We start from the raw sequence: 19,111 nt of genomic DNA on the forward strand, positions 1-19,111 counted from the left end.
GAGCTCGCTCCTACAGGTGGGGCGCCAAAAGGACTTGTTGCTACTTTGCGCAATGCACGTGTAAGCATTCGCTTACTTTTTCGTAAGTGTTTGGTTTTTTTAGCGGTTGCGTACGTCTTGAATCGACGAAGCTATTATCTATCTTTTTGAAAAATAACGATTATTTTCATGCTGGCGAGCGGCAAAGTTTGTCAGCCCGCCGTGGGGATCGCGTTGAACTTCCCTTGGAACGCTCTAACATCAGCCCTGTGTCCACGGATTGGCACAGCCATCAAGGAACGATGGTTTGAAGGAACGTCGCAGGATGCGATTCATCAGGATGATGAAAAGGAATACAGGGACTAGGGAAAAAATGTGGGCGGGTCATACCGCCCCTTTTTTTGCCTGTAGAAAAGTGAACGCAGCCCCGAACGCAAAAAAGGCCCTCAAGGGCCTTTTTTTGTTGGGCAGCGGCGCTTTAGCGCTCTAGTTGCTCAATCTTGTTGGGCTTGCCATCCCATTCGGCGGCGTCCGGCATCGGATCTTTGCGCTCAGTGATGTTTGGCCAGATGTCTGCCAACTCGACGTTCAACTGAATGAATTGCTCCATGCCCGCAGGCACTTCGTCCTCGGAGAAAATCGCGACGGCCGGGCATTCTGGTTCACACAAAGCGCAGTCGATGCACTCATCCGGGTGGATAACCAGGAAATTCGGGCCTTCGTAGAAGCAGTCCACCGGACAGACTTCTACGCAGTCGGTGTACTTGCACTTGATGCAGTTGTCGGTGACGACGAAGGTCATTTCTAATTTTCTCCTCAGGCGGCGGCAGCGAAACCCCTTGTGGTGGGGTTCGCGAGGTTTGAGAGCGATAGTCTGCGGACCAGGCTAAAAGCCCGCAGCATCCCAAACCGCGCGAGATTCTATCAGCTTGCAAGCGTCTGCGTTATATCCGAGTCTTCAGTGCATATAACATTTCGAGCGCTTTACGCGGCGTCAAGTCATCCAGATCAAGCTTTGCCAACTCATCCAGCACTGGATGGGGCAGGCTGGCGAACATATCGCTCTGGTGCGGCGCGGCGGGTTTCTTGCTGGCTTTGGCCGGGCTGGCGACCACCGTTTCATGGGGCAGGGCCGTGGTTTCCAGGCGGCTGAGGTGTTCACGGGCGCGAGTAATCACCTCGCTCGGCACACCGGCCAACTGCGCCACGGCCAGGCCGTAGCTCTGGCTCGCCGGCCCTGGCAGCACATGGTGCAGGAACACGATGCGCTCGTTGTGCTCGGTGGCATTGAGATGCACGTTGGCCACCAGCGGCTCGCTTTCCGGCAACACCGTCAGCTCGAAGTAGTGCGTGGCGAACAGCGTGTACGCACGCAAATGCGCCAAACGTTCAGCTGCCGCCCAGGCCAGGGACAGGCCGTCGAACGTGCTGGTGCCGCGGCCCACCTCGTCCATCAGCACCAGGCTGCGTTCGGTGGCGTTGTGCAGAATGTTGGCGGTTTCGCTCATTTCCACCATAAAGGTCGAACGGCCACCGGCCAGGTCATCGCTGGAGCCGATCCGCGTGAAAATGCGGTCCACCAGGGACAGTTCGCAACTGGCTGCTGGGACGAAGCTGCCGATATGCGCCAACAGTACGATCAACGCGGTCTGGCGCATGTAGGTGGATTTACCACCCATGTTCGGACCGGTGATCACCAGCATGCGGGTATCGTCGTCCAGCGACAGGTCATTGGCGACGAACGGCGTAGTCAGCACCTGCTCTACCACCGGGTGACGACCTTGCACGATACGCATGCACGGTTCGCTGACAAACCGTGGGCAATTGAGGTCCAGGTTCAGCGCACGTTCGGCGAGGTTGCTCAACACATCCAGCTCCGCCAGGGCGGCGGCGGTGTCTTGCAACGGCGCCAGGCGGCTGATCAAGTCCTCGAGCAAGGCTTCGTAGAGCATCTTTTCCCGCGCCAGGGCGCGGCTTTTGGCCGACAGCGCCTTGTCTTCGAACTCTTTGAGCTCTGGGGTGATAAAACGCTCGGCGCCTTTGAGGGTCTGGCGACGTTGATAGTCGATAGGCGCAGACTCCGCCTGCTTACTCGGCAACTCGATAAAGTAACCATGCACGCGGTTATAGCCGACCTTCAGGTTAGCCAGGCCCGTACGGGCTTTTTCGCGGGCTTCCAGGTCGATCAGGAACTGCCCGGCGTTTTCGCTCAGGGATTGCAGCTCATCCAACTCGCTGTCGTAGCCGGTTTTCAACACGCCGCCGTCACGAATGATCGCCGGCGGGTTGTCGATAATGGCCTTTTCCAGCAACGCCGCGAGGTCTGGATAAGTACCGGCCGTCACGGCCAGCTGTTGCAGGTGCGGCGTGTCCAGTTCGGTCATCGCCACTTGCAACTGCGGCAGGGCGCTCAAGGCATCGCGCAGGCGAGCCAAGTCACGGGGCCGCGCATTGCGCAGGCCGATCCGCGCCAGGATGCGCTCGATATCGCCAATCTCTTTCAGTTGCGGCTGCAGTTTTTCAAAGCGATAGCCGTCCAGCAGGCAGGTAATGGAAGACTGGCGCGCTTGCAGCACCGTCAAATCCCGCAGCGGACGGTTCAACCAACGGGTCAGCAAACGGCTGCCCATGGCGGTCTGGCAACGGTCTACCACCGATTGCAGGGTGTTATCGCGGCCACCGGCCAGGTTGGTGTCCAGTTCCAGGTTGCGACGGCTGGCGCCATCAAGCACCACGGTATCGTCCAGACGCTCATGGCGCAGGCTGCGCAAGTGCGGCAGGGCGGTACGCTGGGTTTCCTTGGCGTAGCTGAGCAGGCAGCCGGCAGCGCCGATAGCCAGGGTCAGGGTTTCGCAACCAAAGCCTTTAAGGTCCTGCACCGAGAACTGCTGGCACAGACTTTTCAGTGCCGAATCACGTTCAAAATCCCACGGTGCACGACGTTTGGTTCCCCGACGCTTCTCGGCGGGCAAGTCCTTGGGCCAATCATCCGGGATCAACAACTCCACCGGATTGATACGCTCCAGCTCCGCCAGCAGGTTTTCCCAACCCTTGATCTCCAGCACGCTGAAGTTGCCGCTGGTGATATCCAGCACCGACAGGCCGAACAAACGCTCATCGCCCAACACCGCAGCGATCAGGTTGTCGCGACGCTCATCCAGCAACGCCTCATCACTCACCGTGCCTGGGGTGATGATGCGCACCACCTGGCGTTCCACCGGCCCTTTGCTGGTGGCCGGGTCACCGATCTGCTCACAGATCACCACCGATTCGCCCAGCTTGACCAGCTTGACCAAGTAGCCTTCCAACGAGTGATAAGGAATCCCACACATCGGAATCGACTGCCCCGCCGACTGCCCACGAGCGGTCAGGGTGATGTCCAGCAGCTTGGCGGCCTTCTTCGCGTCTTCGTAGAAGATCTCGTAGAAGTCGCCCATGCGATAGAACATCAACTGATCAGGGTGCTGGTTTTTCAGGCGCCAGTACTGCTGCATCATCGGGGTGTGGCTGGAGAGGTCGGTCATACGGGGGTTTCAGCTCTGCCTGTCTATTTGACGATTAACATCTGTCTAATACTACAGGGATTTAGCACCATGCGCAGGGACGCCCTGCGGGTGAAATCCGACACGTGGGGTATGATTTTCCGATTGCAGGGTATAGAATCTCGCACCCGAAAAGTGAGCGTCATACGGACATGAGTCATCTTGAAGACTTGCAGATGGAAGCTGCGCTACTTTTCGCTAAGGCAAACAAGAAGCGTATTGCCCGGGAGTTTACCAACCCAGCTATCTATCTCCCTGATCGCTCACCGGTTTCAGTCTTTATGTCAGGATGCGCAGGCGCCGGCAAAACCGAAGCGGCCAGTGAGCTGATCAGCGAAATCGATGACAACTCTGGATTCCGCACCATGCGCATCGATCCAGATGATCTACGTCATCATTTCGAAGGCTATGTGGGTACGAATTCATGGATGTTTCAGCGGGCTGCGTCAATTCTTGTTGACAAGATTCATGACATGGCGTTAGAACAGAGTCAGTCTTTCGTTTTGGATAGCACGTTGTGCAATTTCGATAAGGCTGATCTGAACATAGCTCGCTCCCTTAAGAAAGACCGTAAATGCGTCATCATGTTTGTCTACCAAAAGCCTGAATTGGCCTGGAGGTTTGTACAGGCTAGAGAGCGCAAGGAGGGGCGTAGAGTCCCTCCAGAAGTTTTTGTTGAGCAGTTTTTTACCGCAAAAGATGTTGTGAACGCCTTAAAGGTCAAATATCGCAACCGTTTGCAGGTGAATCTGCTCATAAAAAACACTGATGCTTCCTTGCAGATCACTGAGGAAGACATAGACTCAATCCATGGCGACCTGCACGTCGGTTACGACCGTCAGGGCCTACTAAAGCACCTCAAGGCTGGGGCAATGTTATGAAAAAAGTACAAGCCGCTCGTTCGACTCCGTTTTCTGAGTTTTTCCGTAGCGCATCGACTGACAAGAAGAAGCGTGTGTATGCAGTTGTGCTGCAGCGTGCTACCGAGCGTCAACTGAATGTGTTGAAAGCTGGATAAGCTTTCGCTCAGCCCAAAAAAGCCGCAGAGATGCGGCTTTTTTTATGCTTTTAAATCAGCCTTTTGCGGCATTCTGGGTGGCAGTCCAACGTTGATTTTACGCAGGCGCAGATATCTCTGCGTCATCTTTGCGTCCGTGTGACCGCCCAGTTTCTGAGCGTCGTTGCCCTGGTCGTCGGTATCGGAAAGCGACTTGGCACGCAGGTCGTGGAGGCTCGCATCCTCGACGCCGGCCTTCTTGCAACTGATGGCGAAGGCGTCCTTCACCGAGCTGTAGTGCACCGGCTTCCCTCCGCGCGGGGAGCAGAATAGGGTGAGCCCACGGATCTTCCGGGGCAGGGCCTTGACCTGCGCTATCAGCTCTTCCAGGTCGGGCGTCATCTGCACCAACAGTCTGGCGTTCGTCTTCTCCTGCTTAAAGGCGATTCCCGCCGCGCTGATATCGGCCAAGCGGATGGCCAGGACGTCGCCGATGCGTTGGCCGGTCAGATAGCACATCTCGTAAATGACGCGCATGTTGTCACTGGAGTTGGCGCAGATCGCTTGGAATTCACTGTGGGTGATGTAGCGGTCGCGCTTGTGCTCCAAGTGGCGTCGCACGCCTATGCAGGGGTTCGAGTCGACGATCTGCTGTTCCAGGGCGTAGGCGAAGACCGCGCGCAGTACCGAAATAACCCGGTTCGACATATTCGGCGTGTCCGCCATATGAAGCTTGAGCGCGACGACGTGCCGCTGAAGTACCTCGCGGGGCTCGAAGTCGGCGAAGTTTTCCTTCAGCCGTTCGCATGCCGCTTCATACTGCTTGAGGGTGTTCGGCTTAAGGGGCGGCTTTGTCCTGGTGCGCATTTGTTCGAGCGCATCGTCGATCAGCTTTGGCATTCCACCCTGGCTGCCCTTGTCCAGGAGATTCGCGTATTCCGCCAGCGATGCCTGAAAGTCAGTGCCCAGGCGCTTCCACTTGCCCTTGCGGACCAGGTAGTAAGCTCCGTGCTTCTGGTACATGCACGCCGGCAGGTGCCGGTCCTTCTTGCGCGGACGCATCGATCTTCACCTCAACTCAGCCGAAGCTCCGGCCCCTTCCTTGATTGAATACCACCCAGCCGCCCGATGACAACCTGGCGCAGCACCTTCGGGTGCCCATCACCACCTACCGCGAACCCGTAGCGTTCCGCGGTCAGCCACTTTATCTGCGCCCCTGGCTTCTTATAGCCGGTCAGGTCGGCAACTTCCTCTGCTGTCAGAAACATACCTACCCCCTGTCGTGTCGCGACACGTTTTCGTTTTCCGTGGTTGGTGTCGCTACCTCATCAGTCCCGCCAAGGATCGGAGTCTTGCGATAGCACTCAGCAGGGAATCCGTAATCACGGCAGGCGCAGGCCTCGCCACACTCGTCCTCGCGCTGCTCGATCCGCAGAATGCCGTGCTTCACCGCGATGTCTTGTATATCGCCGCCCTCAAAGCCGCCGCCCTCAAAGCTGGCGTTGATCATCTCGACGGCGAACGCTTTGAGCTGATCGCGCTCGGTTTCGAGTTTTTCGATTCGCTTCTTCAGGCGGATCGCAAACGAATGCTTCATGCCATTTCGCGCTTCGTCGAGATCAGCGAGTAGAGTCTGGGCTCTGGCGTAGAACTGTCGGCGGGATATCTCGCTGCCCATTGCCAATTCAAAGGGCATTGCTATGACTGCCCTGGTCATATCTTCACTCATTGCTTGCGCCCCGCTGAAAATGGTCAGCCAGCACCCGGCGTGCGTCGATACCGCAAGAAGCCGACATTGCGTAAATCTGGCCGAAGGTGGTTTCCCTGCGCTGCAGGGCGTTGAACAGTTCGATCAGGCGCCGGCCCTTTGTTCCGTTTAGGCGACTCATAGCTGGAGCCCCTTTTCCTGTGGGGGCGGGGTGGCGGTCAATTGCCCTTTTTTACCCACGGTATTCGCCAGAGAGGCCCGTGCCGCCTGAGTTTCGTCGGTGGATGTGCTGGCGGGCACCTGTAGGAGCGAACTGTCCGGCAGGCAACTGATCCCGGTGTTATTCAATATCCAGCAGGTGACGCCACGGACGCTGTCGTGCTGAACGTCGATCAGTTGCTCATCGGCCGAGGCCTGGCCAGCGATAAGCAGCAGGATCGTGGTGATGACGATTTTCATGGTCGAGCCTCCCCGGCGATCATCGCCAGTTGCGCGAGCAAGTCATCCGTGCGCCCGTAGAATCGCCCGGTGTCCTCGTTGATGAACTGGCCTAGGACCTCGGCCACCGCCGGGCTGGCGGTCAAGCCTTGCAGGTCGACCTGGGCGGCGATCTTCTCGATGGCCCGCGCATCACTCGCCGGGTCGTGCACAAAGGCGTCGGCCTTGATCTGCAGCACCTTCACCGGGCGGATGCCCTTGCATTGGCTAACCCAGTTGCTGTCCGGATAGCTCCACGGAAGCATGTGCATGCACCAGGCCGTGGCCGACCCTTCCTTCTGTGTACTGGACCAGTAGGTATGGGTGCACGCGAATGCATTCGGCGCGTCTTTTATCGGCCCCAAGCTATCGCGTCCCCAGTCCTCAAGCTGGAGCAGGTTGGAGCGCAATAAGTTCAGCTCCTCGATAGATGGAATGTGCCAGCCCCAGGAGCCGCGCACGTTCATCCCCAGCACCTTGTGGGCGATAGCACTGCCTTCTTCGGCCATGGCCTTGGTGTTGGCCATGCCGTCGTAACGGCTTTGGGTGCCACGGATTCGAGGCTTGGGGCCCTCCTGATCCCACCAGTGAGCGGTGGTTTCGAACTCGCGGCCGGCGTCGATGAGTGCGAACTCGGCGCCATCGAAGTAGATCCGGCCGGCGTAGAAGCCGCCCGCGAAGGGCTGGCCGATCGCGGGGAGGGCAGAGGGGGATATCTGGCGGCGCTTCATTGCTCAACCTCCGCCCAGCCTGGGTATTCTGTCATAGCCCGCTCAATATCAGCGTCGAGCTCGGCACCGACCAGCATGGTTCCTTGGTTATCGCGAGGCACCAGATCCTGGCGCGGGGTGTTGTATGCCGTATCGCGAAGCCATACGTAGCGCCGCGCATCAGCGGCCATCCTCACGCGATCGTCAATGTGCATCGTGTTGACTGACATGGGAGTGGTGACGGTGTTGGCCAGCGCGTCGAGCAGGATCTGCTGGCGGTTCTGCCCATCCAGGTACTGGCGCACGGCCTGGATGAAAACACTGTTCATGCTTCGGTCGCCGGTATTCGCTGCAGCTTCAATATCGGCGCGCAGGCCGTCGGGCAGGCGCACCACAAACTTGTCGGCGGTGCGGGAATCGTAATTCGGTGAATTCATGGTGTTCTCCCGGCCGATGGCGCAAATATGCTCCATCGGCACTGTGGACCGATCAAATGGGCTTTGACTTACCAGCCATCAGCACCACCAACAGCAGGACAACCAGGACCAGGTCGCCCACCATTGAGAGGATGCGACTGGCCGAGTCGACGAAGACAACGCTACCGGCGAGCCCGTAGGCCGCCAGCGAACGTGCCCGGGTGCCGAACCTGGCCAGCATGGTTACAGGTGGTCTTTCAGGTTGAGGCCCAGCAGCTTGGCGCTACGCTCCAGGGCGGTCATTTCCTGGGGTTCGATCTCACCGTCAGCCTCGGCCACCGTCAGCATCACGTTGAGAACCGTCAGCGCCTCGGCCGGCGAGTGCGCCAGGTCACCCAGCTCTTTCTCCGCGTTCTGGCGAAGGATGCGGGCGCCAGACTTGAAGTCGGTCTTGGCGCGGTCGATGGTGTTCGAGAGTTCCGCGCCGAACCCTTGAAGGGCCGGGTTGTTGCTGAGGATGGTCTCGATCTTGGAGAGCTCGCTTTCCTCCAGCTCCCCATCAGCCGCAGCGACGTAAATGGAGCCGTAGACCACGGCCTCCATCAGGTCACGGTTGGCCAGCTTGGATACCGCAGCGCGGGCTTGACCAGATTTCTTGCCGAACAATTTACCGAGCATGATTACTTCCTTTCAGTGGGTGCGCTTTTGCGCGGGGTTTGAATTACGTAAATCACGAGAGAGGCGGTGACGATCATCCAGACGCAGATGCCGAACACGCCGCCGATCAGCTCGAAGTCGCTGGGGTTATCGAAAATCACCGGCACGGCCTCGGAGAACCAAATCAGCGTTGCGAACAGGTAGAGCACGAACGACAGCAAGAACTTGAACAGCTTCATTTCACTTTCTCCTGGCAAGCCGAGAGCGTGCCGATTAACTTGGCTATCAATAAACGTTGATGTGTTACTTCTCGGAAGTTATGCCTTGAATAGACCGAAAACATCCCGCTTGGCTTTTCCAACCATCCCGGTAAGTGCCGAGACTTTTACTTGTGCGTCCGTGTGTCGCTTTGCCTGATCAGTATCAAGTTCGGCGAAGCGAGTGTTCTTCATTACCTCTTGGCACTTGTTGAACTCGCGCCGCACGCCACGCATAGCATTATCAACGGCGATAAAAGCTTGATCAGATGGCGGTACAATCCGATAGCCCTGGCCCCGGACAGAGACAATATAAATTTGATGCTTGGTCAGCAGAGCTTCTTTGAACTGTTCGACACGATCCAGAATCACGAACTGGCAATTAACCATTTCCTGCGCAGTCTTTGGCTTCGGTAAGTTGAGCGCCCATTCAAGCCAGGCGTGGCTTATCAGCTGGCCGTCGGTGAACTTGTCGGCGAAGAACAGCTCCAGCGCCTTATCAAGGCTCCAGGTGTTCGGCTTCAAAGGAACGATGCTCATCACAACACCTCGACAGTGAAGCGGCCGAACTTCGGGCGGTAGTCGCCGACGCCGCAGTATTGCCCGGCGTCTTCCAGGCACTTCAACACCTGGGCGCGGTCGATCGACTCTTGGTCATAGGCGATCTCGCAGATGGTCGACCACTCGCGAAACAGTGGGCGATATCGCGTGATGCGGGCAGTTCCAACTTTAACTGAGCGCGCATCGTAGAACGCTTGATCCCAAAGGCCCTCAACTGTGCGCGGGCCTGTGTAGATAATTGGGCAGCGGGAATCCATGATTTCAACCGAGCGCTTTAGTTGAGTGCCCATTTTCGAAAGTTTGCCGCCTGCGACCAGTGAAGACTCGATGTTGATACCAGGTAGGAAGGGACCGATATCATCGGCAAAGTAAAGACCACCACGCCACTCGCTACGCGCAATAAGCTCATGATCTTCGTCGGACTTTTTACGTTTCGAAGTCAATACTTTATGAGCCTTGGTCAACTTGTTCAGCGGGTCGGCGAAGACGTCAGCGTGAACCAGAAGCGGACGGGTGCCGATGATCTTAACTTTCAAAGTCTGCATGGTGATGCCTCTTAGTTTCGCTGCGTGTGCCTGTTCGCCCGATGCGATGCACGTTGCTTTGCGTTTTCAACTTGAAAGCAGCCTCGATGGAAGTTGCTTTCAAGTTGTCACCAGAAACGCTGATGACGCCGTGCGGATTACCGCCCCTACCTCGCCATGGCTCACCCTGCCTCGCCCCACCAGGGCCGGCCACGCCAATCGATGCTTCCGCACCGCTCAACCACCTCGAGAAAAGTGGCTGAACGCTGAATCAGCCCCTGCCCCACCATGCCTAGCCGGACCATGCCCGACCTTGCACTGCCATACCGAACCGCGTCGTGACTATCGCCACCGGAAAGCCCCCTCCTTGAAGGGGCAGACCGCTGTAAACAGCCCTTGCCATGCCAAAGCGAGCCTCACCTAACCGTGCCTCGGCCTGCCATGCCACATGATGCTTCTGCACCGGACAGCGCCCTCGCAAAGGCGCTCGCCGCTGCTTATGCGATCGCGTAACCCTCAACCCGCCGCGCCGTCATGCGAAGCTCGACCCGACGCTCACCATCACCACGGCGAACCCGGAGCATCTGGTCGTCACTGATGGCAGCATGACCGGTGAGGATTGCGCATATCAGCACTACCAGATGGCGCGCGATGCCACGACAGAACAGTTCTGTCGGGATTGCCGAACGACTAGTGATGCCGAGCTTGTGGAAAACACGCTCAATAGATTTTTTGACGGTGCCGGGAGCGCAGCCAACGACACGAGCGATTTCCTTGTTGGCCAAGCCAGCGCAGACAGCAAGGGCGGCACGCAGCTCTTGTTCAGCAAGTACGCCGGTGGTGCCTTGGAGCTTGCCGAAATTGATAACCGTGCTCATGTCTTTCATCCGTCACATTCGTTGCTGATGGACAAAAATATAAGCAGATTTATAGAAGTGATCAAGCAGTATTTTTATTATTTTTACCAGGTCGCTGATTTTTCCTAACCGGTACGCGAAAAAAAACCCGGTGGTCCGGGTTTTTCGGGAGTTTGTGGTTGAGCTAGTAAAATGATGCGCCCCAGAAGACGCGACCCATGATGCGGATGTTGGCGTCTTCCATCTCGCGCACCGAATACGTCTCATCGGGATGCTCATAGGTATTGTAGCTTTTCATGCGGACGCCGCCGCCTGGCAGTCGGTAGAGCGCCTTTACCCTGATCTGTCCTCCGTGGTCTATCACGTACATGCGACCGTCAACGACTTGAGTCTCGCGCAAGTGAGCAACAACGGTGCCGCCGTCCTGTAGAACTGGGGTCATTGAGTTACCAGAGATCGCTGCCGCCACAACGTGTTCGGGTAGCACTCCTTGTTTCGAAAGTATTTCGGTGTTGAGGTCGAGATGAACCTTTACGCTAATCTCGACGACCGTCTTCGATGGGTCGCGAGGGTCGTCCAGCTCAATCAGATAGGGTATTTCCTCCGTCAGAAGAGAGTTGGAAGGTGCGTACCGGCTCGCACTCCTGAGCTCTTCAATCCTGTCTCGCAATGCGGAGTTGAGCGCTGCGTCATCCTCGTGTTCGCCGCGGAGGATCTCTTCAAGCTCACTACTGAAGTAGGTCGCAACATCTTCTGGTGAAAGCATTTCGCCTTCCCCGGATGCTAGCCATGTGCTGTTCACGCCACATGCCCTGGCAATCTGAACCAGATAGGAAGATCGCAGCGTCTTCCCAGATTCGAGTTGGCTGATGGCTGTCTGCGCGATACCAACGGATTCGGCAAGCTGAGACTGGGTAAGTCCTGCTTTCTTCCGGGCAAGTTTGATTCGGTCGGATAGATTCATCCTCTGATCCTATAAAGATACTTATGGGGTTGCAAAGAAGTCTGCTTCTGTGCAGTCTATAAAAAGACTTATCAGAGGCCGGCCTCATGGCTCAAAAAATCAGCGAGCTAATAAATCATTTCGGTAGCCAGTCGAAGACCGGGGATGCCCTCGGCGTGTCTCAAGCAACGGTTTCTTATTGGCTGTCCGGGTCGCAAAAGGTTAGCCCCGAAAAGGCAATGCTTGCCGAGATCGTAACCGGTGGCGCGATCAAAGCCTCTTCGCTCTGCGAGCTTATTGCTCAGGTCGAAGCTCGCCACAAGGTAGGTGAATCTTCCACTGAATTCCCGATCCACGCACGTGGGCCTGATGGCTCTGTATGCGCATCCAGTACCCAGCAGGCCAGGCAATGAACAAACTCTATGAATATCGGCAGAAGCTGAAATGCCTCGATTTTCGGTTGAATGCGAATAATCCGACGGGCGGTATCACTAAAGTCGCAAAGTTTTGGGGGCGTCAGGGTACGAGAGGATACGTAAAGGGACAAAAAGGCACATAAAGAGACATAAACAGGGGAAAAGAGTGCTTTTCGCACGCCTTGCGGCGTTATGAAACGTGCCGTTACTATGCGACCAGACCTGACGGAATTGCAGACAAAGAAAAGCCCCGGACGCTACCAACGCCGGGGCCTATTCGGGAAAGACGCTACCAACGTCTTCTGTATACCAGCTAGGTCAGTACACAACCCCGAGGGGAGAAGCGTTTGAGACGGCTTCTTAGTGTCCGGATAGGCACATGTGCCTATTTCGTACACCTACGGACTGTATTACCGTACTGCGTATTGCGCAACACTGTGTGCACATGCAGTAGTGTCATTTCCGATGACATGCCAGCTTTCGATCTATTCGCAGGCTCTGGCGCGGTTACAGAACGATCTCCTCGGTTTTTCCAATTATTGGAGAGATCGACCATGGCTCAAATTGCCGACAGCAACACCGATGGACCTAACCTTCCTATTAATGGCGCTCGGGCTACTGCTGCCCAGCTTTGCGCCAAGTATCAAGTCAGCCGCACCACTTGGTGGCGCTGGTCGAAGACTCCTGGCTTCCCTGAACCGCTGAGGTTCGGGCGTTCCGTACGCTGGGACCCAGGTCTCGTAGATACCTTCCTCACACTCAATTCGCAGGCCTCCGCGTGAAGGCCTGTGGATCAGCATTTTTGCTGTCTGGCTAAATCGCAGGCAACAAAAAGCCCGCTTCGCAGGCGGGCCTCTTAAACCACTCGTTCGCAGCGAGTGATTCGGTACTTCTTCGTTCAGGAGAACGATATGTCACGCCCAGAAATTACCACTACGCCATCAAAGGCGCAACTCCCAAAGCTCAAGCCCTGCTCTTTCGGGATGGAATACACCGAGCTTTTCAACATCAATGCGGACGCGAACTTGATCGAAGCGCTATCAGTCGCATCCGATCTGTCGGACGGTATCAGCCAGTTGTGCAGTCGTTTGGCCTACGCAATCAACGATGGCGAGATCGCGTACCTGTCTGAGGTTCGCACCCTGGGCTTCATTGGTGATGTTGTATCCGCGCTCACCCGCTCAGCTGAGCGCGGGCTCAAGGCAGCATACGAAGCGGAGGACGCACAATGAAGCCTCCAATGTGGAACCAGCTGCTGGTCAACGTTGAGCGCGAGTTTCCATCCCCCTTCGCGAAGGGGGCAAAGCTCACGCCTGCCCAGGTCGAACAGCTGCAGTGCGTAGAGAACACCAACGACGAATTCCAGATCAGCACACTGAGCGGAGTTGCCGCTATCGGTGAGCTCATCGCGCATGCAGCAAATCACGGCGAACTCTCTGATGAACTCGCCATGAGTGCCGGCTGGCCGATCAATTCGTTAGCTTATTTGTCGATGACAATGGCCGAGGCCGGCGCGGCGGCGGCTTACAAGCTGCAAAACATCCCTCACCAGGGAGCCGCCAAATGAACGGACCACTACCAACCATGCAAGAGGCTTCGCAAGAAGCGGAGTTTCAGCTTTGTGCGGCCAAGGATGTGCTCGAGTGGCAGCACGCACTTATCAAGGCCATGCACCTGGATCACCTTCACGACGGCGGGAAAGGGATTGGTGACTTGTTCCAGGTGGCGAAATACTTCAACGACACCGGATTCGGCGGAGTTTATAGCGCTATCGACGAGTTCCGGGTTCTCGGCGAATCCGCGCCACAAAACTCGCAATCCGAAAACGTGGCGCGGGAAAGTGGGGGTGATGAATGACCATCGCCAAATTCCAAGGCGGCGATACCGTCACCATGACCAGCTCGGAAATCGCGGAGTTGACCGGAAAGCTTCACGCGCACGTTATCCGTGACATTCGGGCAATGCTGGAGGCCCTGAAAGATGATCCAGTTTTGGATCATGTCCGCGAAGACAAGGATGCGCGGGGGTACACCGAAAATTTCCACCTAAACCGTGAGCTGACCGAAACGCTGATTACCGGATACAGCATCCCGCTTCGCCACAAAGTGATTCGCCGGCTTCACGATCTGGAAGAGCAAGCCGCGCGCCCGATGACCCAAGCCGAGATCACTGCCGCCAATGCGAATCACCTGGTGGCCGTTGAGCGCCAGCAGCGGGAGCAGCAGGTGGCGCTGGAGCGGATCGAACGCAGGGTCGAGGATCTGAGCCAGACAGTTGTGTGGGATCACTGCCCGCAGAACTGTCAGTCGCTCACTCGCGTGAAGGAAACAATGCTCAAGCGCCACGGGCTTTCGGGTGCTGTAGTCGACTACGTACTGAGGGTCTGGCCAAGTCAGCCTAACCCTGCCGGCATGGTCCGCAACGGCCACGAAGAAGCGCTAGGTTCGCAGTATCTCGTTTGGTCGAAGCACCACGTTACGGCTGCCTTCCACCGCTTTGTTTCCGAATCCACGATGGTCACCGCTACTCAGGCGACTCACCCATATTTTGAGGGCCGGTTCCGCCTGGTCCAGAAGGCCCAGTCATGAGCAAAGTATTGGATATTCCTCCGCAGGTGCTGCCCATGGAATGCATCGACGAGAACCTGTATGAAAAAAACAACGACGCCGCACTGCTGTTGAAGTGCTTCGAAGTAGTGAAGGACGTGCTGGACGTGATCGCCGAGCCTGAGTATTCCATTGAAGATGGCGATGACACCCACATTGACCTCTACCGGGCCTACTATGCGCTTAAGGTCCTATTCCGGCGGCGCACCGGGCACGACGCCGCGCAAGTTGCCAAGGATCACTTCGAGGCAATGGGCCGTCACCTGCTGGCGGGAGAGCCGCGCCCCGAAAACAAAATCCCCGTTCTTGTGTATCCGGCAGAGTGCCTGCCGGACGAAGCGTTCGACGGGCTAACCAATCAAGCGCTGGCTTGTTCTGCCTTCAACTACAGCGATCGTGTCCGGCGACTACTCAACGATCATTCTCCGACCGGGCTATCGCTCGACGAGGCTCGCACTTTTTCCATAGATTCCACCACCGCACTGCGCCTGTTGGTGTTGCGCCTATCTGGTGGCTCTGTGGAGGCCATGGGCTCAAGCCTGGGTCGCAAGGCTGGGGAGACGCTGCAATGACCACTATCAACTCTCACGTCCACCCCCAGGACGCCCGCACAACGCCGGTAATCGTCGGGCCCTGGCCAACCTACGCCCACTTCAAGGATCTGCCCGAGCGCGAACGCTGGGTGCTGTACGGCTCGGCAAAGGCCTATCGCGAAGCTCTGGAAAACCAGGGGTTCGTCATGGCTGAGTCTTATCGCGACTTCATCGCCCGCGTATGCCGGGAGTTAAACGTATGAGCATCATTCGCGCCCCTCGGCCCGAGGGAAATTTCTACCTGCTCAACAAGTCGATCAGCGAGGACCGCCGGCTTAGCTGGGCGGCTCGCGGAGTACTGGTGTTCCTGCTGGGTAAGCCAGATCACTGGGAAATCTCCGTTGCCCACCTGCGCGGCGAAACAGCTACCTCAGGGAAACCCACCGGCCGTGATGGTGTTTACGGACTGCTGCAGGAGCTGATCAGCGCCGGTTACGTCCAACGCCGCCAGGATCGTTCTGAGTCTGGCGTGCTGGGTGAAATCAATTATCTCGTCTCGGAGTCACCGCTTCCGGCTTCACCGCTTCCGGCTTCACCGGATACGGCTCAACCGTATCCGGCAAATCCGACACTAGTAAGTATTGAAGGTAAGCAAGGACTGAAAAAACAAGTAAGCACTGAAAAACCTATGTGCACAACGGAAGCGGAATTGGCTGAATCCTTCGAGATGTTCTGGAAGCTGTACCCCAACAAGAAGTCGAAGAAGGACGCTCGCAAGGCATGGGAGAAGCTGAAGCCATCTATCGAGCTACGACTGACCCTGCTGACCGCCCTGGGGAGTCACCGCCTTTCCCGCGACTGGTCCAAGGACGACGGGCAATACGTGCCGATGGCGTCTACTTGGCTGAACGGGGAGCGCTGGACTGATGAACTGGTACCGGCGTCGGCTGCAAAGGCGAACGCTTTCAACAACCTGCCCACCCACACCCCGGATATGTACCAAGGAGGCGAAGATGGCCCAGCGTTCTAATTTCCGCCGCCAGCCTGAGCAGCGCACCTTCGCCGGCGAGTGCCCGGTCCACGGCGCGGTTGATCGCTCCGAGGTTGAGCAGTTCGACGGCTCTATGGCTGTCCGACCATGCAAACAATGCCAGTTCCATGGCCTGCGCGTAGCGTCACGGGGAAGCGACGAACATTCGCAGGCGCTGGCCAACCTGCAAGCCGAAAGCGTCAACAGCGCGCTTGTAGGCTCCGGCATCACGCCGCGGTTTGCCGATAGCACTCTCGCGACCTACCGCGCCGCGACACCAGCTATGACTCTGGCGCTAGAAACGTGCCAGGGCTATGCCGACAACTTCGGCGAACACTTCCAGGCGGGGCGCAACCTTCTGCTGTGCGGGAACGTCGGTAACGGCAAGACGCACCTGGCCAGCGGCATCGTCCAGCACGTGATTCGTCAGCACCGGGCCGTGGCAGTGATCACCACCGCCGCCGAGATCATCCGCGTGTTCAAGCGCTCGATGGATCGCACCGCCGGCTACACCGAGGGCGATGTGATCAATGAGTTGGCGAGTTTCGACTTGTTGGTGATCGACGAGATTGGCGCCCAGGCCGGCACTCACTACGAGCTGTCGGTTCTGCATGAGGTGCTGGATCGCCGGTACAACCTGGTTCGCCCGACAGTTGTGGTGTCCAACCTCAACGCCCAAGGCCTGGGCCAATACATCGGTGAGCGTGCCCTTGACCGTTTGCGCGAGAACAAAGCGTTGCTGGTCGGTTTCACCTGGGAATCGGCGCGGGGGCGTAAATGAACCACGAGGACAAGTATTACCGTCTCGAGGCCGAGCAGGGCGTGCTGGGCGCGATCATGATCGCCTCGCTCAACGAAAGCGCCGGAATGCTGGACGAGATCATCTCGCAGATGAAGTCTGGCGACTTCTGGCACCAGGACAACGCTGCGCTGTTCGATGTGATTTGCGACTGTCATGCGCAGCGTATGCCCGTTGATGCGGTGACGCTGGGCTCGATTCAGCGCTATCTGCCCAGCGGGACATCTACTCTGCAATACACCATCGACCTATGCCGAGGCGTCCCATCGGCGGCTAATTGGAAGAGCTATGCCCAGCAGGTTAGGAAGTGGGCGCTGGTGCGTCAGTTTCGCGACCTTGGGCGAATCGTTGACAGCGGCGTTTATGACGATCTGCCAGCAGATGAAATCCTTGATCAGTGTGATCTGGCGCTGGCCGACCTGCGTGACCTGAAGGCATCTGGCAAATCAGGTTACAAGCGGATGAGCGATGTTTTACCGATGGTTCTGGATCACATGGATGACGTGCTCAACGATAAGGCGCCCCCAAAACTATCCACTGGCCTGGCCGATCTCGACAAGCTGATTGGCTTCCTTCGCCAGAAGTCGATGGTGGTGATTGGAGGTCGACCGGGCAGCGGCAAGACAATGCTGGGGCTGCAGATCATGAATCACGTTGCTACTCGCGGGCGCGGCGTAGGACTGGTGGTAAGTCTTGAGATGCCTGGCGAACAACTGACACTGAGGACCATTGCGAGCCTGGGCGGCGTAGACCTGCGTCGGATGGATGAGGTCAAGTGCCTGGAGCAAGAGGAGTGGAACCGGATCGGTGTCGCCGCCGGGAAGATCAAGGAGGCAGAGCTCTACCTGCTCGACACTCCAGGCCTGACGATGCCGGCCATCCGCGCCGAGGCGTTGAAGCTCCAGCGCGAGGTTGGGCTCGACATCCTGATGATCGACTACGTGCAGATTGTCGGGACTGACGTCAAGTCGCAGAACCGTGCCGACGCAGTAGCCAAGGTGTCGATTGCCATCATGAACCTAAGCCGTGAACTGGCGATTCCGATCTTGGTGCTGGCGCAACTCAATCGAGGCCCGGCCAATCGGCCAGGCAAGAAACCGCAGGCCAGCGACCTTAAGGAAAGCGGCCAGATTGAGCAAGACGCGGACGCGGTGATCCTGGTGCATTACGACCGGGATTCCGAGATGGGCCAGCAGGGCGTGACCGAGTTGATTCTGGATAAGGGGAGGCAAGCCGAAGCCGGCTCATGTCTGGTACAGCGTCAAGGCCAGTTCGGGCGGTTCGTCAACTTTGCGGGCCGTGAGCCCACCCAGGAAGAGGTGGAGATCAGCCGCCCCTTCGCCAGCCAGTACAAGGGGAGGAAGAGCAATGAGAAGTTTTAGGCTGCTGGATCGCCTGTTAGGCCGGCGAAACGAACAATTCGTACCCGGCGAATGCTTGAGTGCGCTGAATGCTTCGATGAAGACGGGCCAGGTCTGGATCATCCCGGAGGGTGCCGTCGTTGTCCCGTCACCTGCAGAGCCAAAGTACCCCGAAGCCGAGCGAATCGCTGCGTCAATCAGGGATTTCCCCGAAGACTGGGGTTGGGAGCGCAAGGGGTTCGACCTGATCCACATCCCCAGCGGGTTCAGGCTGTGGGTGGGCAATGAAGGCTATGGCTTGGCCGAGGTTCATCCGAATAACGGAAAGACGGATTTCACGAAGCCCGAGCAGGCAATCATCTGGCCGGCTGTGGCCGATTGGCTTGGGCACCGAAAGGTCGGGTTCACTGGGCGCCTGCCGAAAGCAAGGATCACCGGTCGCCACGGCACCTTCTGGTGCTTTGCCAAGGAGCACCCGTGGGCAGGGGTTGGCGATTCGCCTGAGGAAGCGTATCGAGCCTGGCGTCACGCCATATCGGCCCAGGCTCGCAGCGACATGAGGCCAAACGAATATCTGCAGGTGCGGAGTGCGAGCCTATGACGACCTCAAGATCGTTAGACAGGATCGCCCCTCGTGCTGATGCCGAGCAGACAGGCGTTAGATTCCAATATTCACGTTTTCCGCTACAAGCCACGGATTGCGGGGCCTGCGCCCTGCATCCACAAATTGTGATTGTG

General features: G+C 57.5%; 29 protein-coding genes. 13 read left to right on the forward strand and 16 right to left on the reverse strand.

What is annotated here, in order from left to right:
- Nucleotides 1-457 precede the first annotated feature (457 nt).
- Complete coding sequence (fdxA, locus tag CLM72_RS06195) at nucleotides 458-781, reverse strand: ferredoxin FdxA (RefSeq protein WP_014717148.1); 324 nt, start codon at nucleotides 779-781, stop codon at nucleotides 458-460.
- A gap of 142 nt (nucleotides 782-923) precedes the next feature.
- Nucleotides 924-3,503 (reverse strand): DNA mismatch repair protein MutS, encoded by a 2,580-nt coding sequence (mutS, locus tag CLM72_RS06200; protein WP_105225911.1) that lies wholly within the window; start codon nucleotides 3,501-3,503, stop codon nucleotides 924-926.
- 170 nt (nucleotides 3,504-3,673) lie between these two features.
- On the opposite strand from mutS, the gene CLM72_RS06205 reads away from it, so the two are divergent.
- Together CLM72_RS06205 and CLM72_RS28885 are read left to right on the forward strand one after the other, a co-directional pair.
- On the forward strand, nucleotides 3,674-4,402 hold the full coding sequence (locus CLM72_RS06205) for a zeta toxin family protein (protein WP_057712003.1): 729 nt from the start codon (nucleotides 3,674-3,676) through the stop codon (nucleotides 4,400-4,402).
- The gene (locus CLM72_RS28885) at nucleotides 4,399-4,539 is read left to right on the forward strand and encodes a hypothetical protein (protein WP_167348439.1); all 141 of its coding nucleotides are present in this window, start codon (nucleotides 4,399-4,401) and stop codon (nucleotides 4,537-4,539) included. The genes CLM72_RS06205 and CLM72_RS28885 overlap by 4 nt, the downstream gene beginning before the upstream one ends.
- 42 nt (nucleotides 4,540-4,581) lie before the next feature.
- Here CLM72_RS28885 and CLM72_RS06210 read toward each other — a convergent pair whose 3' ends face one another.
- From CLM72_RS06210 to CLM72_RS06265, 14 genes are all read right to left on the reverse strand, one after another.
- Entirely contained in the window at nucleotides 4,582-5,580 is a 999-nt protein-coding gene (locus tag CLM72_RS06210; RefSeq protein ID WP_105225912.1) for a tyrosine-type recombinase/integrase, read from the reverse strand.
- Between the two features lie 11 nt (nucleotides 5,581-5,591).
- Nucleotides 5,592-5,786 carry a DUF4224 domain-containing protein gene (locus CLM72_RS06215; RefSeq protein WP_105225913.1) on the reverse strand — a complete coding sequence of 65 codons (195 nt, stop codon included), beginning with the start codon at nucleotides 5,784-5,786 and terminating at the stop codon, nucleotides 5,592-5,594.
- A gap of 2 nt (nucleotides 5,787-5,788) precedes the next feature.
- On the reverse strand, nucleotides 5,789-6,247 hold the full coding sequence (locus tag CLM72_RS06220; protein WP_146120456.1) for a hypothetical protein: 459 nt from the start codon (nucleotides 6,245-6,247) through the stop codon (nucleotides 5,789-5,791).
- Nucleotides 6,240-6,407, reverse strand: coding sequence for a hypothetical protein (locus CLM72_RS28890; protein ID WP_168220163.1), 168 nt, complete (start codon nucleotides 6,405-6,407; stop codon nucleotides 6,240-6,242). Before CLM72_RS28890 ends, CLM72_RS06220 begins: the two co-directional genes overlap by 8 nt.
- Nucleotides 6,404-6,685, reverse strand: coding sequence for a hypothetical protein (locus CLM72_RS06225; RefSeq protein WP_105225915.1), 282 nt, complete (start codon nucleotides 6,683-6,685; stop codon nucleotides 6,404-6,406). The genes CLM72_RS28890 and CLM72_RS06225 overlap by 4 nt, the downstream gene beginning before the upstream one ends.
- Nucleotides 6,682-7,434, reverse strand: a complete 753-nt coding sequence (locus CLM72_RS06230; protein ID WP_105225916.1) for a hypothetical protein — start codon at nucleotides 7,432-7,434, stop codon at nucleotides 6,682-6,684. The genes CLM72_RS06225 and CLM72_RS06230 overlap by 4 nt, the downstream gene beginning before the upstream one ends.
- A complete protein-coding gene (locus tag CLM72_RS29165) occupies nucleotides 7,431-7,850 on the reverse strand; it encodes an Arc family DNA-binding protein (protein WP_256595292.1) in 420 nt (139 codons plus the stop codon). The genes CLM72_RS06230 and CLM72_RS29165 overlap by 4 nt, the downstream gene beginning before the upstream one ends.
- A gap of 52 nt (nucleotides 7,851-7,902) precedes the next feature.
- The gene (locus CLM72_RS28895) at nucleotides 7,903-8,070 is read right to left on the reverse strand and encodes a hypothetical protein (RefSeq protein ID WP_168220164.1); all 168 of its coding nucleotides are present in this window, start codon (nucleotides 8,068-8,070) and stop codon (nucleotides 7,903-7,905) included.
- A 2-nt stretch (nucleotides 8,071-8,072) separates the two neighbouring features.
- Nucleotides 8,073-8,507: a tellurite resistance TerB family protein gene (locus CLM72_RS06240; protein WP_105225917.1), complete on the reverse strand. Its 435-nt coding sequence runs from the start codon at nucleotides 8,505-8,507 to the stop codon at nucleotides 8,073-8,075.
- 2 nt (nucleotides 8,508-8,509) lie between these two features.
- Nucleotides 8,510-8,725, reverse strand: a complete 216-nt coding sequence (locus CLM72_RS06245; RefSeq protein WP_105225918.1) for a hypothetical protein — start codon at nucleotides 8,723-8,725, stop codon at nucleotides 8,510-8,512.
- 78 nt (nucleotides 8,726-8,803) lie between these two features.
- Entirely contained in the window at nucleotides 8,804-9,283 is a 480-nt protein-coding gene (locus tag CLM72_RS06250) for a hypothetical protein (protein ID WP_105225919.1), read from the reverse strand.
- Nucleotides 9,283-9,849, reverse strand: a complete 567-nt coding sequence (locus CLM72_RS06255; RefSeq protein ID WP_054898052.1) for a hypothetical protein — start codon at nucleotides 9,847-9,849, stop codon at nucleotides 9,283-9,285. The genes CLM72_RS06250 and CLM72_RS06255 overlap by 1 nt, the downstream gene beginning before the upstream one ends.
- A 476-nt stretch (nucleotides 9,850-10,325) precedes the next feature.
- On the reverse strand, nucleotides 10,326-10,706 hold the full coding sequence (locus tag CLM72_RS06260) for a LuxR C-terminal-related transcriptional regulator (protein ID WP_105229091.1): 381 nt from the start codon (nucleotides 10,704-10,706) through the stop codon (nucleotides 10,326-10,328).
- A gap of 163 nt (nucleotides 10,707-10,869) precedes the next feature.
- Entirely contained in the window at nucleotides 10,870-11,649 is a 780-nt protein-coding gene (locus CLM72_RS06265; RefSeq protein ID WP_105225920.1) for a helix-turn-helix transcriptional regulator, read from the reverse strand.
- 86 nt (nucleotides 11,650-11,735) lie between these two features.
- Between CLM72_RS06265 and CLM72_RS29515 the strand changes: the two genes are divergently transcribed.
- The 11 genes from CLM72_RS29515 (at nucleotide 11,736) to CLM72_RS06325 (ending at nucleotide 18,974) form a co-directional block, all read left to right on the forward strand.
- Nucleotides 11,736-12,041 carry a Cro/CI family transcriptional regulator gene (locus CLM72_RS29515; protein WP_105225921.1) on the forward strand — a complete coding sequence of 102 codons (306 nt, stop codon included), beginning with the start codon at nucleotides 11,736-11,738 and terminating at the stop codon, nucleotides 12,039-12,041.
- 914 nt (nucleotides 12,042-12,955) lie between these two features.
- Nucleotides 12,956-13,276, forward strand: coding sequence for a hypothetical protein (locus tag CLM72_RS06280; protein WP_146120455.1), 321 nt, complete (start codon nucleotides 12,956-12,958; stop codon nucleotides 13,274-13,276).
- Complete coding sequence (locus CLM72_RS06285; protein WP_146120454.1) at nucleotides 13,273-13,611, forward strand: hypothetical protein; 339 nt, start codon at nucleotides 13,273-13,275, stop codon at nucleotides 13,609-13,611. The genes CLM72_RS06280 and CLM72_RS06285 overlap by 4 nt, the downstream gene beginning before the upstream one ends.
- The gene (locus tag CLM72_RS06290; protein ID WP_105225925.1) at nucleotides 13,608-13,901 is read left to right on the forward strand and encodes a hypothetical protein; all 294 of its coding nucleotides are present in this window, start codon (nucleotides 13,608-13,610) and stop codon (nucleotides 13,899-13,901) included. Before CLM72_RS06285 ends, CLM72_RS06290 begins: the two co-directional genes overlap by 4 nt.
- Nucleotides 13,898-14,632, forward strand: coding sequence for a Rha family transcriptional regulator (locus CLM72_RS29175; RefSeq protein WP_105225926.1), 735 nt, complete (start codon nucleotides 13,898-13,900; stop codon nucleotides 14,630-14,632). Before CLM72_RS06290 ends, CLM72_RS29175 begins: the two co-directional genes overlap by 4 nt.
- The gene (locus CLM72_RS06300) at nucleotides 14,629-15,222 is read left to right on the forward strand and encodes a hypothetical protein (RefSeq protein WP_105225927.1); all 594 of its coding nucleotides are present in this window, start codon (nucleotides 14,629-14,631) and stop codon (nucleotides 15,220-15,222) included. The genes CLM72_RS29175 and CLM72_RS06300 overlap by 4 nt, the downstream gene beginning before the upstream one ends.
- Nucleotides 15,219-15,446 (forward strand): hypothetical protein, encoded by a 228-nt coding sequence (locus CLM72_RS06305; protein WP_105225928.1) that lies wholly within the window; start codon nucleotides 15,219-15,221, stop codon nucleotides 15,444-15,446. The genes CLM72_RS06300 and CLM72_RS06305 overlap by 4 nt, the downstream gene beginning before the upstream one ends.
- Nucleotides 15,443-16,213 (forward strand): hypothetical protein, encoded by a 771-nt coding sequence (locus CLM72_RS29035; RefSeq protein WP_256595294.1) that lies wholly within the window; start codon nucleotides 15,443-15,445, stop codon nucleotides 16,211-16,213. Before CLM72_RS06305 ends, CLM72_RS29035 begins: the two co-directional genes overlap by 4 nt.
- Complete coding sequence (locus CLM72_RS06315; protein WP_105225929.1) at nucleotides 16,197-16,994, forward strand: ATP-binding protein; 798 nt, start codon at nucleotides 16,197-16,199, stop codon at nucleotides 16,992-16,994. The genes CLM72_RS29035 and CLM72_RS06315 overlap by 17 nt, the downstream gene beginning before the upstream one ends.
- Entirely contained in the window at nucleotides 16,991-18,394 is a 1,404-nt protein-coding gene (locus CLM72_RS06320) for a DnaB-like helicase C-terminal domain-containing protein (protein ID WP_105225930.1), read from the forward strand. Before CLM72_RS06315 ends, CLM72_RS06320 begins: the two co-directional genes overlap by 4 nt.
- Nucleotides 18,395-18,449: 55 nt before the next feature.
- Entirely contained in the window at nucleotides 18,450-18,974 is a 525-nt protein-coding gene (locus CLM72_RS06325) for a hypothetical protein (protein ID WP_256595295.1), read from the forward strand.
- Nucleotides 18,975-19,111 lie beyond the last annotated feature (137 nt).

The organism is Pseudomonas sp. MYb193 (assembly GCF_002966775.1).
Lineage (GTDB): Bacteria > Pseudomonadota > Gammaproteobacteria > Pseudomonadales > Pseudomonadaceae > Aquipseudomonas > Aquipseudomonas paracarnis.

Bases quoted from the DNA above. Each gene is read 5' to 3' on its own strand.
- CLM72_RS28885 (WP_167348439.1), top strand. From the start codon at position 4,399: ATGAAAAAAGTACAAGCCGCTCGTTCGACTCCGTTTTCTGAGTTTTTC.
- CLM72_RS06220 (WP_146120456.1), bottom strand. From the start codon at position 6,247: ATGAGTGAAGATATGACCAGGGCAGTCATAGCAATGCCCTTTGAATTG.
- CLM72_RS06250 (WP_105225919.1), bottom strand. From the start codon at position 9,283: ATGAGCATCGTTCCTTTGAAGCCGAACACCTGGAGCCTTGATAAGGCG.
- CLM72_RS06290 (WP_105225925.1), top strand. From the start codon at position 13,608: ATGAACGGACCACTACCAACCATGCAAGAGGCTTCGCAAGAAGCGGAG.
- CLM72_RS29175 (WP_105225926.1), top strand. From the start codon at position 13,898: ATGACCATCGCCAAATTCCAAGGCGGCGATACCGTCACCATGACCAGC.
- CLM72_RS06225 (WP_105225915.1), bottom strand. From the start codon at position 6,685: ATGAAAATCGTCATCACCACGATCCTGCTGCTTATCGCTGGCCAGGCC.
- CLM72_RS06300 (WP_105225927.1), top strand. From the start codon at position 14,629: ATGAGCAAAGTATTGGATATTCCTCCGCAGGTGCTGCCCATGGAATGC.
- CLM72_RS06210 (WP_105225912.1), bottom strand. From the start codon at position 5,580: ATGCGTCCGCGCAAGAAGGACCGGCACCTGCCGGCGTGCATGTACCAG.
- CLM72_RS29515 (WP_105225921.1), top strand. From the start codon at position 11,736: ATGGCTCAAAAAATCAGCGAGCTAATAAATCATTTCGGTAGCCAGTCG.
- CLM72_RS06280 (WP_146120455.1), top strand. From the start codon at position 12,956: ATGTCACGCCCAGAAATTACCACTACGCCATCAAAGGCGCAACTCCCA.
- CLM72_RS06315 (WP_105225929.1), top strand. From the start codon at position 16,197: ATGGCCCAGCGTTCTAATTTCCGCCGCCAGCCTGAGCAGCGCACCTTC.
- CLM72_RS06240 (WP_105225917.1), bottom strand. From the start codon at position 8,507: ATGCTCGGTAAATTGTTCGGCAAGAAATCTGGTCAAGCCCGCGCTGCG.
- CLM72_RS28895 (WP_168220164.1), bottom strand. From the start codon at position 8,070: ATGCTGGCCAGGTTCGGCACCCGGGCACGTTCGCTGGCGGCCTACGGG.
- CLM72_RS06230 (WP_105225916.1), bottom strand. From the start codon at position 7,434: ATGAAGCGCCGCCAGATATCCCCCTCTGCCCTCCCCGCGATCGGCCAG.
- CLM72_RS06285 (WP_146120454.1), top strand. From the start codon at position 13,273: ATGAAGCCTCCAATGTGGAACCAGCTGCTGGTCAACGTTGAGCGCGAG.
- CLM72_RS06265 (WP_105225920.1), bottom strand. From the start codon at position 11,649: ATGAATCTATCCGACCGAATCAAACTTGCCCGGAAGAAAGCAGGACTT.
- mutS (WP_105225911.1), bottom strand. From the start codon at position 3,503: ATGACCGACCTCTCCAGCCACACCCCGATGATGCAGCAGTACTGGCGC.
- CLM72_RS06260 (WP_105229091.1), bottom strand. From the start codon at position 10,706: ATGAGCACGGTTATCAATTTCGGCAAGCTCCAAGGCACCACCGGCGTA.
- CLM72_RS06205 (WP_057712003.1), top strand. From the start codon at position 3,674: ATGAGTCATCTTGAAGACTTGCAGATGGAAGCTGCGCTACTTTTCGCT.
- CLM72_RS06305 (WP_105225928.1), top strand. From the start codon at position 15,219: ATGACCACTATCAACTCTCACGTCCACCCCCAGGACGCCCGCACAACG.
- CLM72_RS29035 (WP_256595294.1), top strand. From the start codon at position 15,443: ATGAGCATCATTCGCGCCCCTCGGCCCGAGGGAAATTTCTACCTGCTC.
- fdxA (WP_014717148.1), bottom strand. From the start codon at position 781: ATGACCTTCGTCGTCACCGACAACTGCATCAAGTGCAAGTACACCGAC.
- CLM72_RS06255 (WP_054898052.1), bottom strand. From the start codon at position 9,849: ATGCAGACTTTGAAAGTTAAGATCATCGGCACCCGTCCGCTTCTGGTT.
- CLM72_RS28890 (WP_168220163.1), bottom strand. From the start codon at position 6,407: ATGAGTCGCCTAAACGGAACAAAGGGCCGGCGCCTGATCGAACTGTTC.
- CLM72_RS06245 (WP_105225918.1), bottom strand. From the start codon at position 8,725: ATGAAGCTGTTCAAGTTCTTGCTGTCGTTCGTGCTCTACCTGTTCGCA.
- CLM72_RS06215 (WP_105225913.1), bottom strand. From the start codon at position 5,786: ATGTTTCTGACAGCAGAGGAAGTTGCCGACCTGACCGGCTATAAGAAG.
- CLM72_RS29165 (WP_256595292.1), bottom strand. From the start codon at position 7,850: ATGAATTCACCGAATTACGATTCCCGCACCGCCGACAAGTTTGTGGTG.
- CLM72_RS06320 (WP_105225930.1), top strand. From the start codon at position 16,991: ATGAACCACGAGGACAAGTATTACCGTCTCGAGGCCGAGCAGGGCGTG.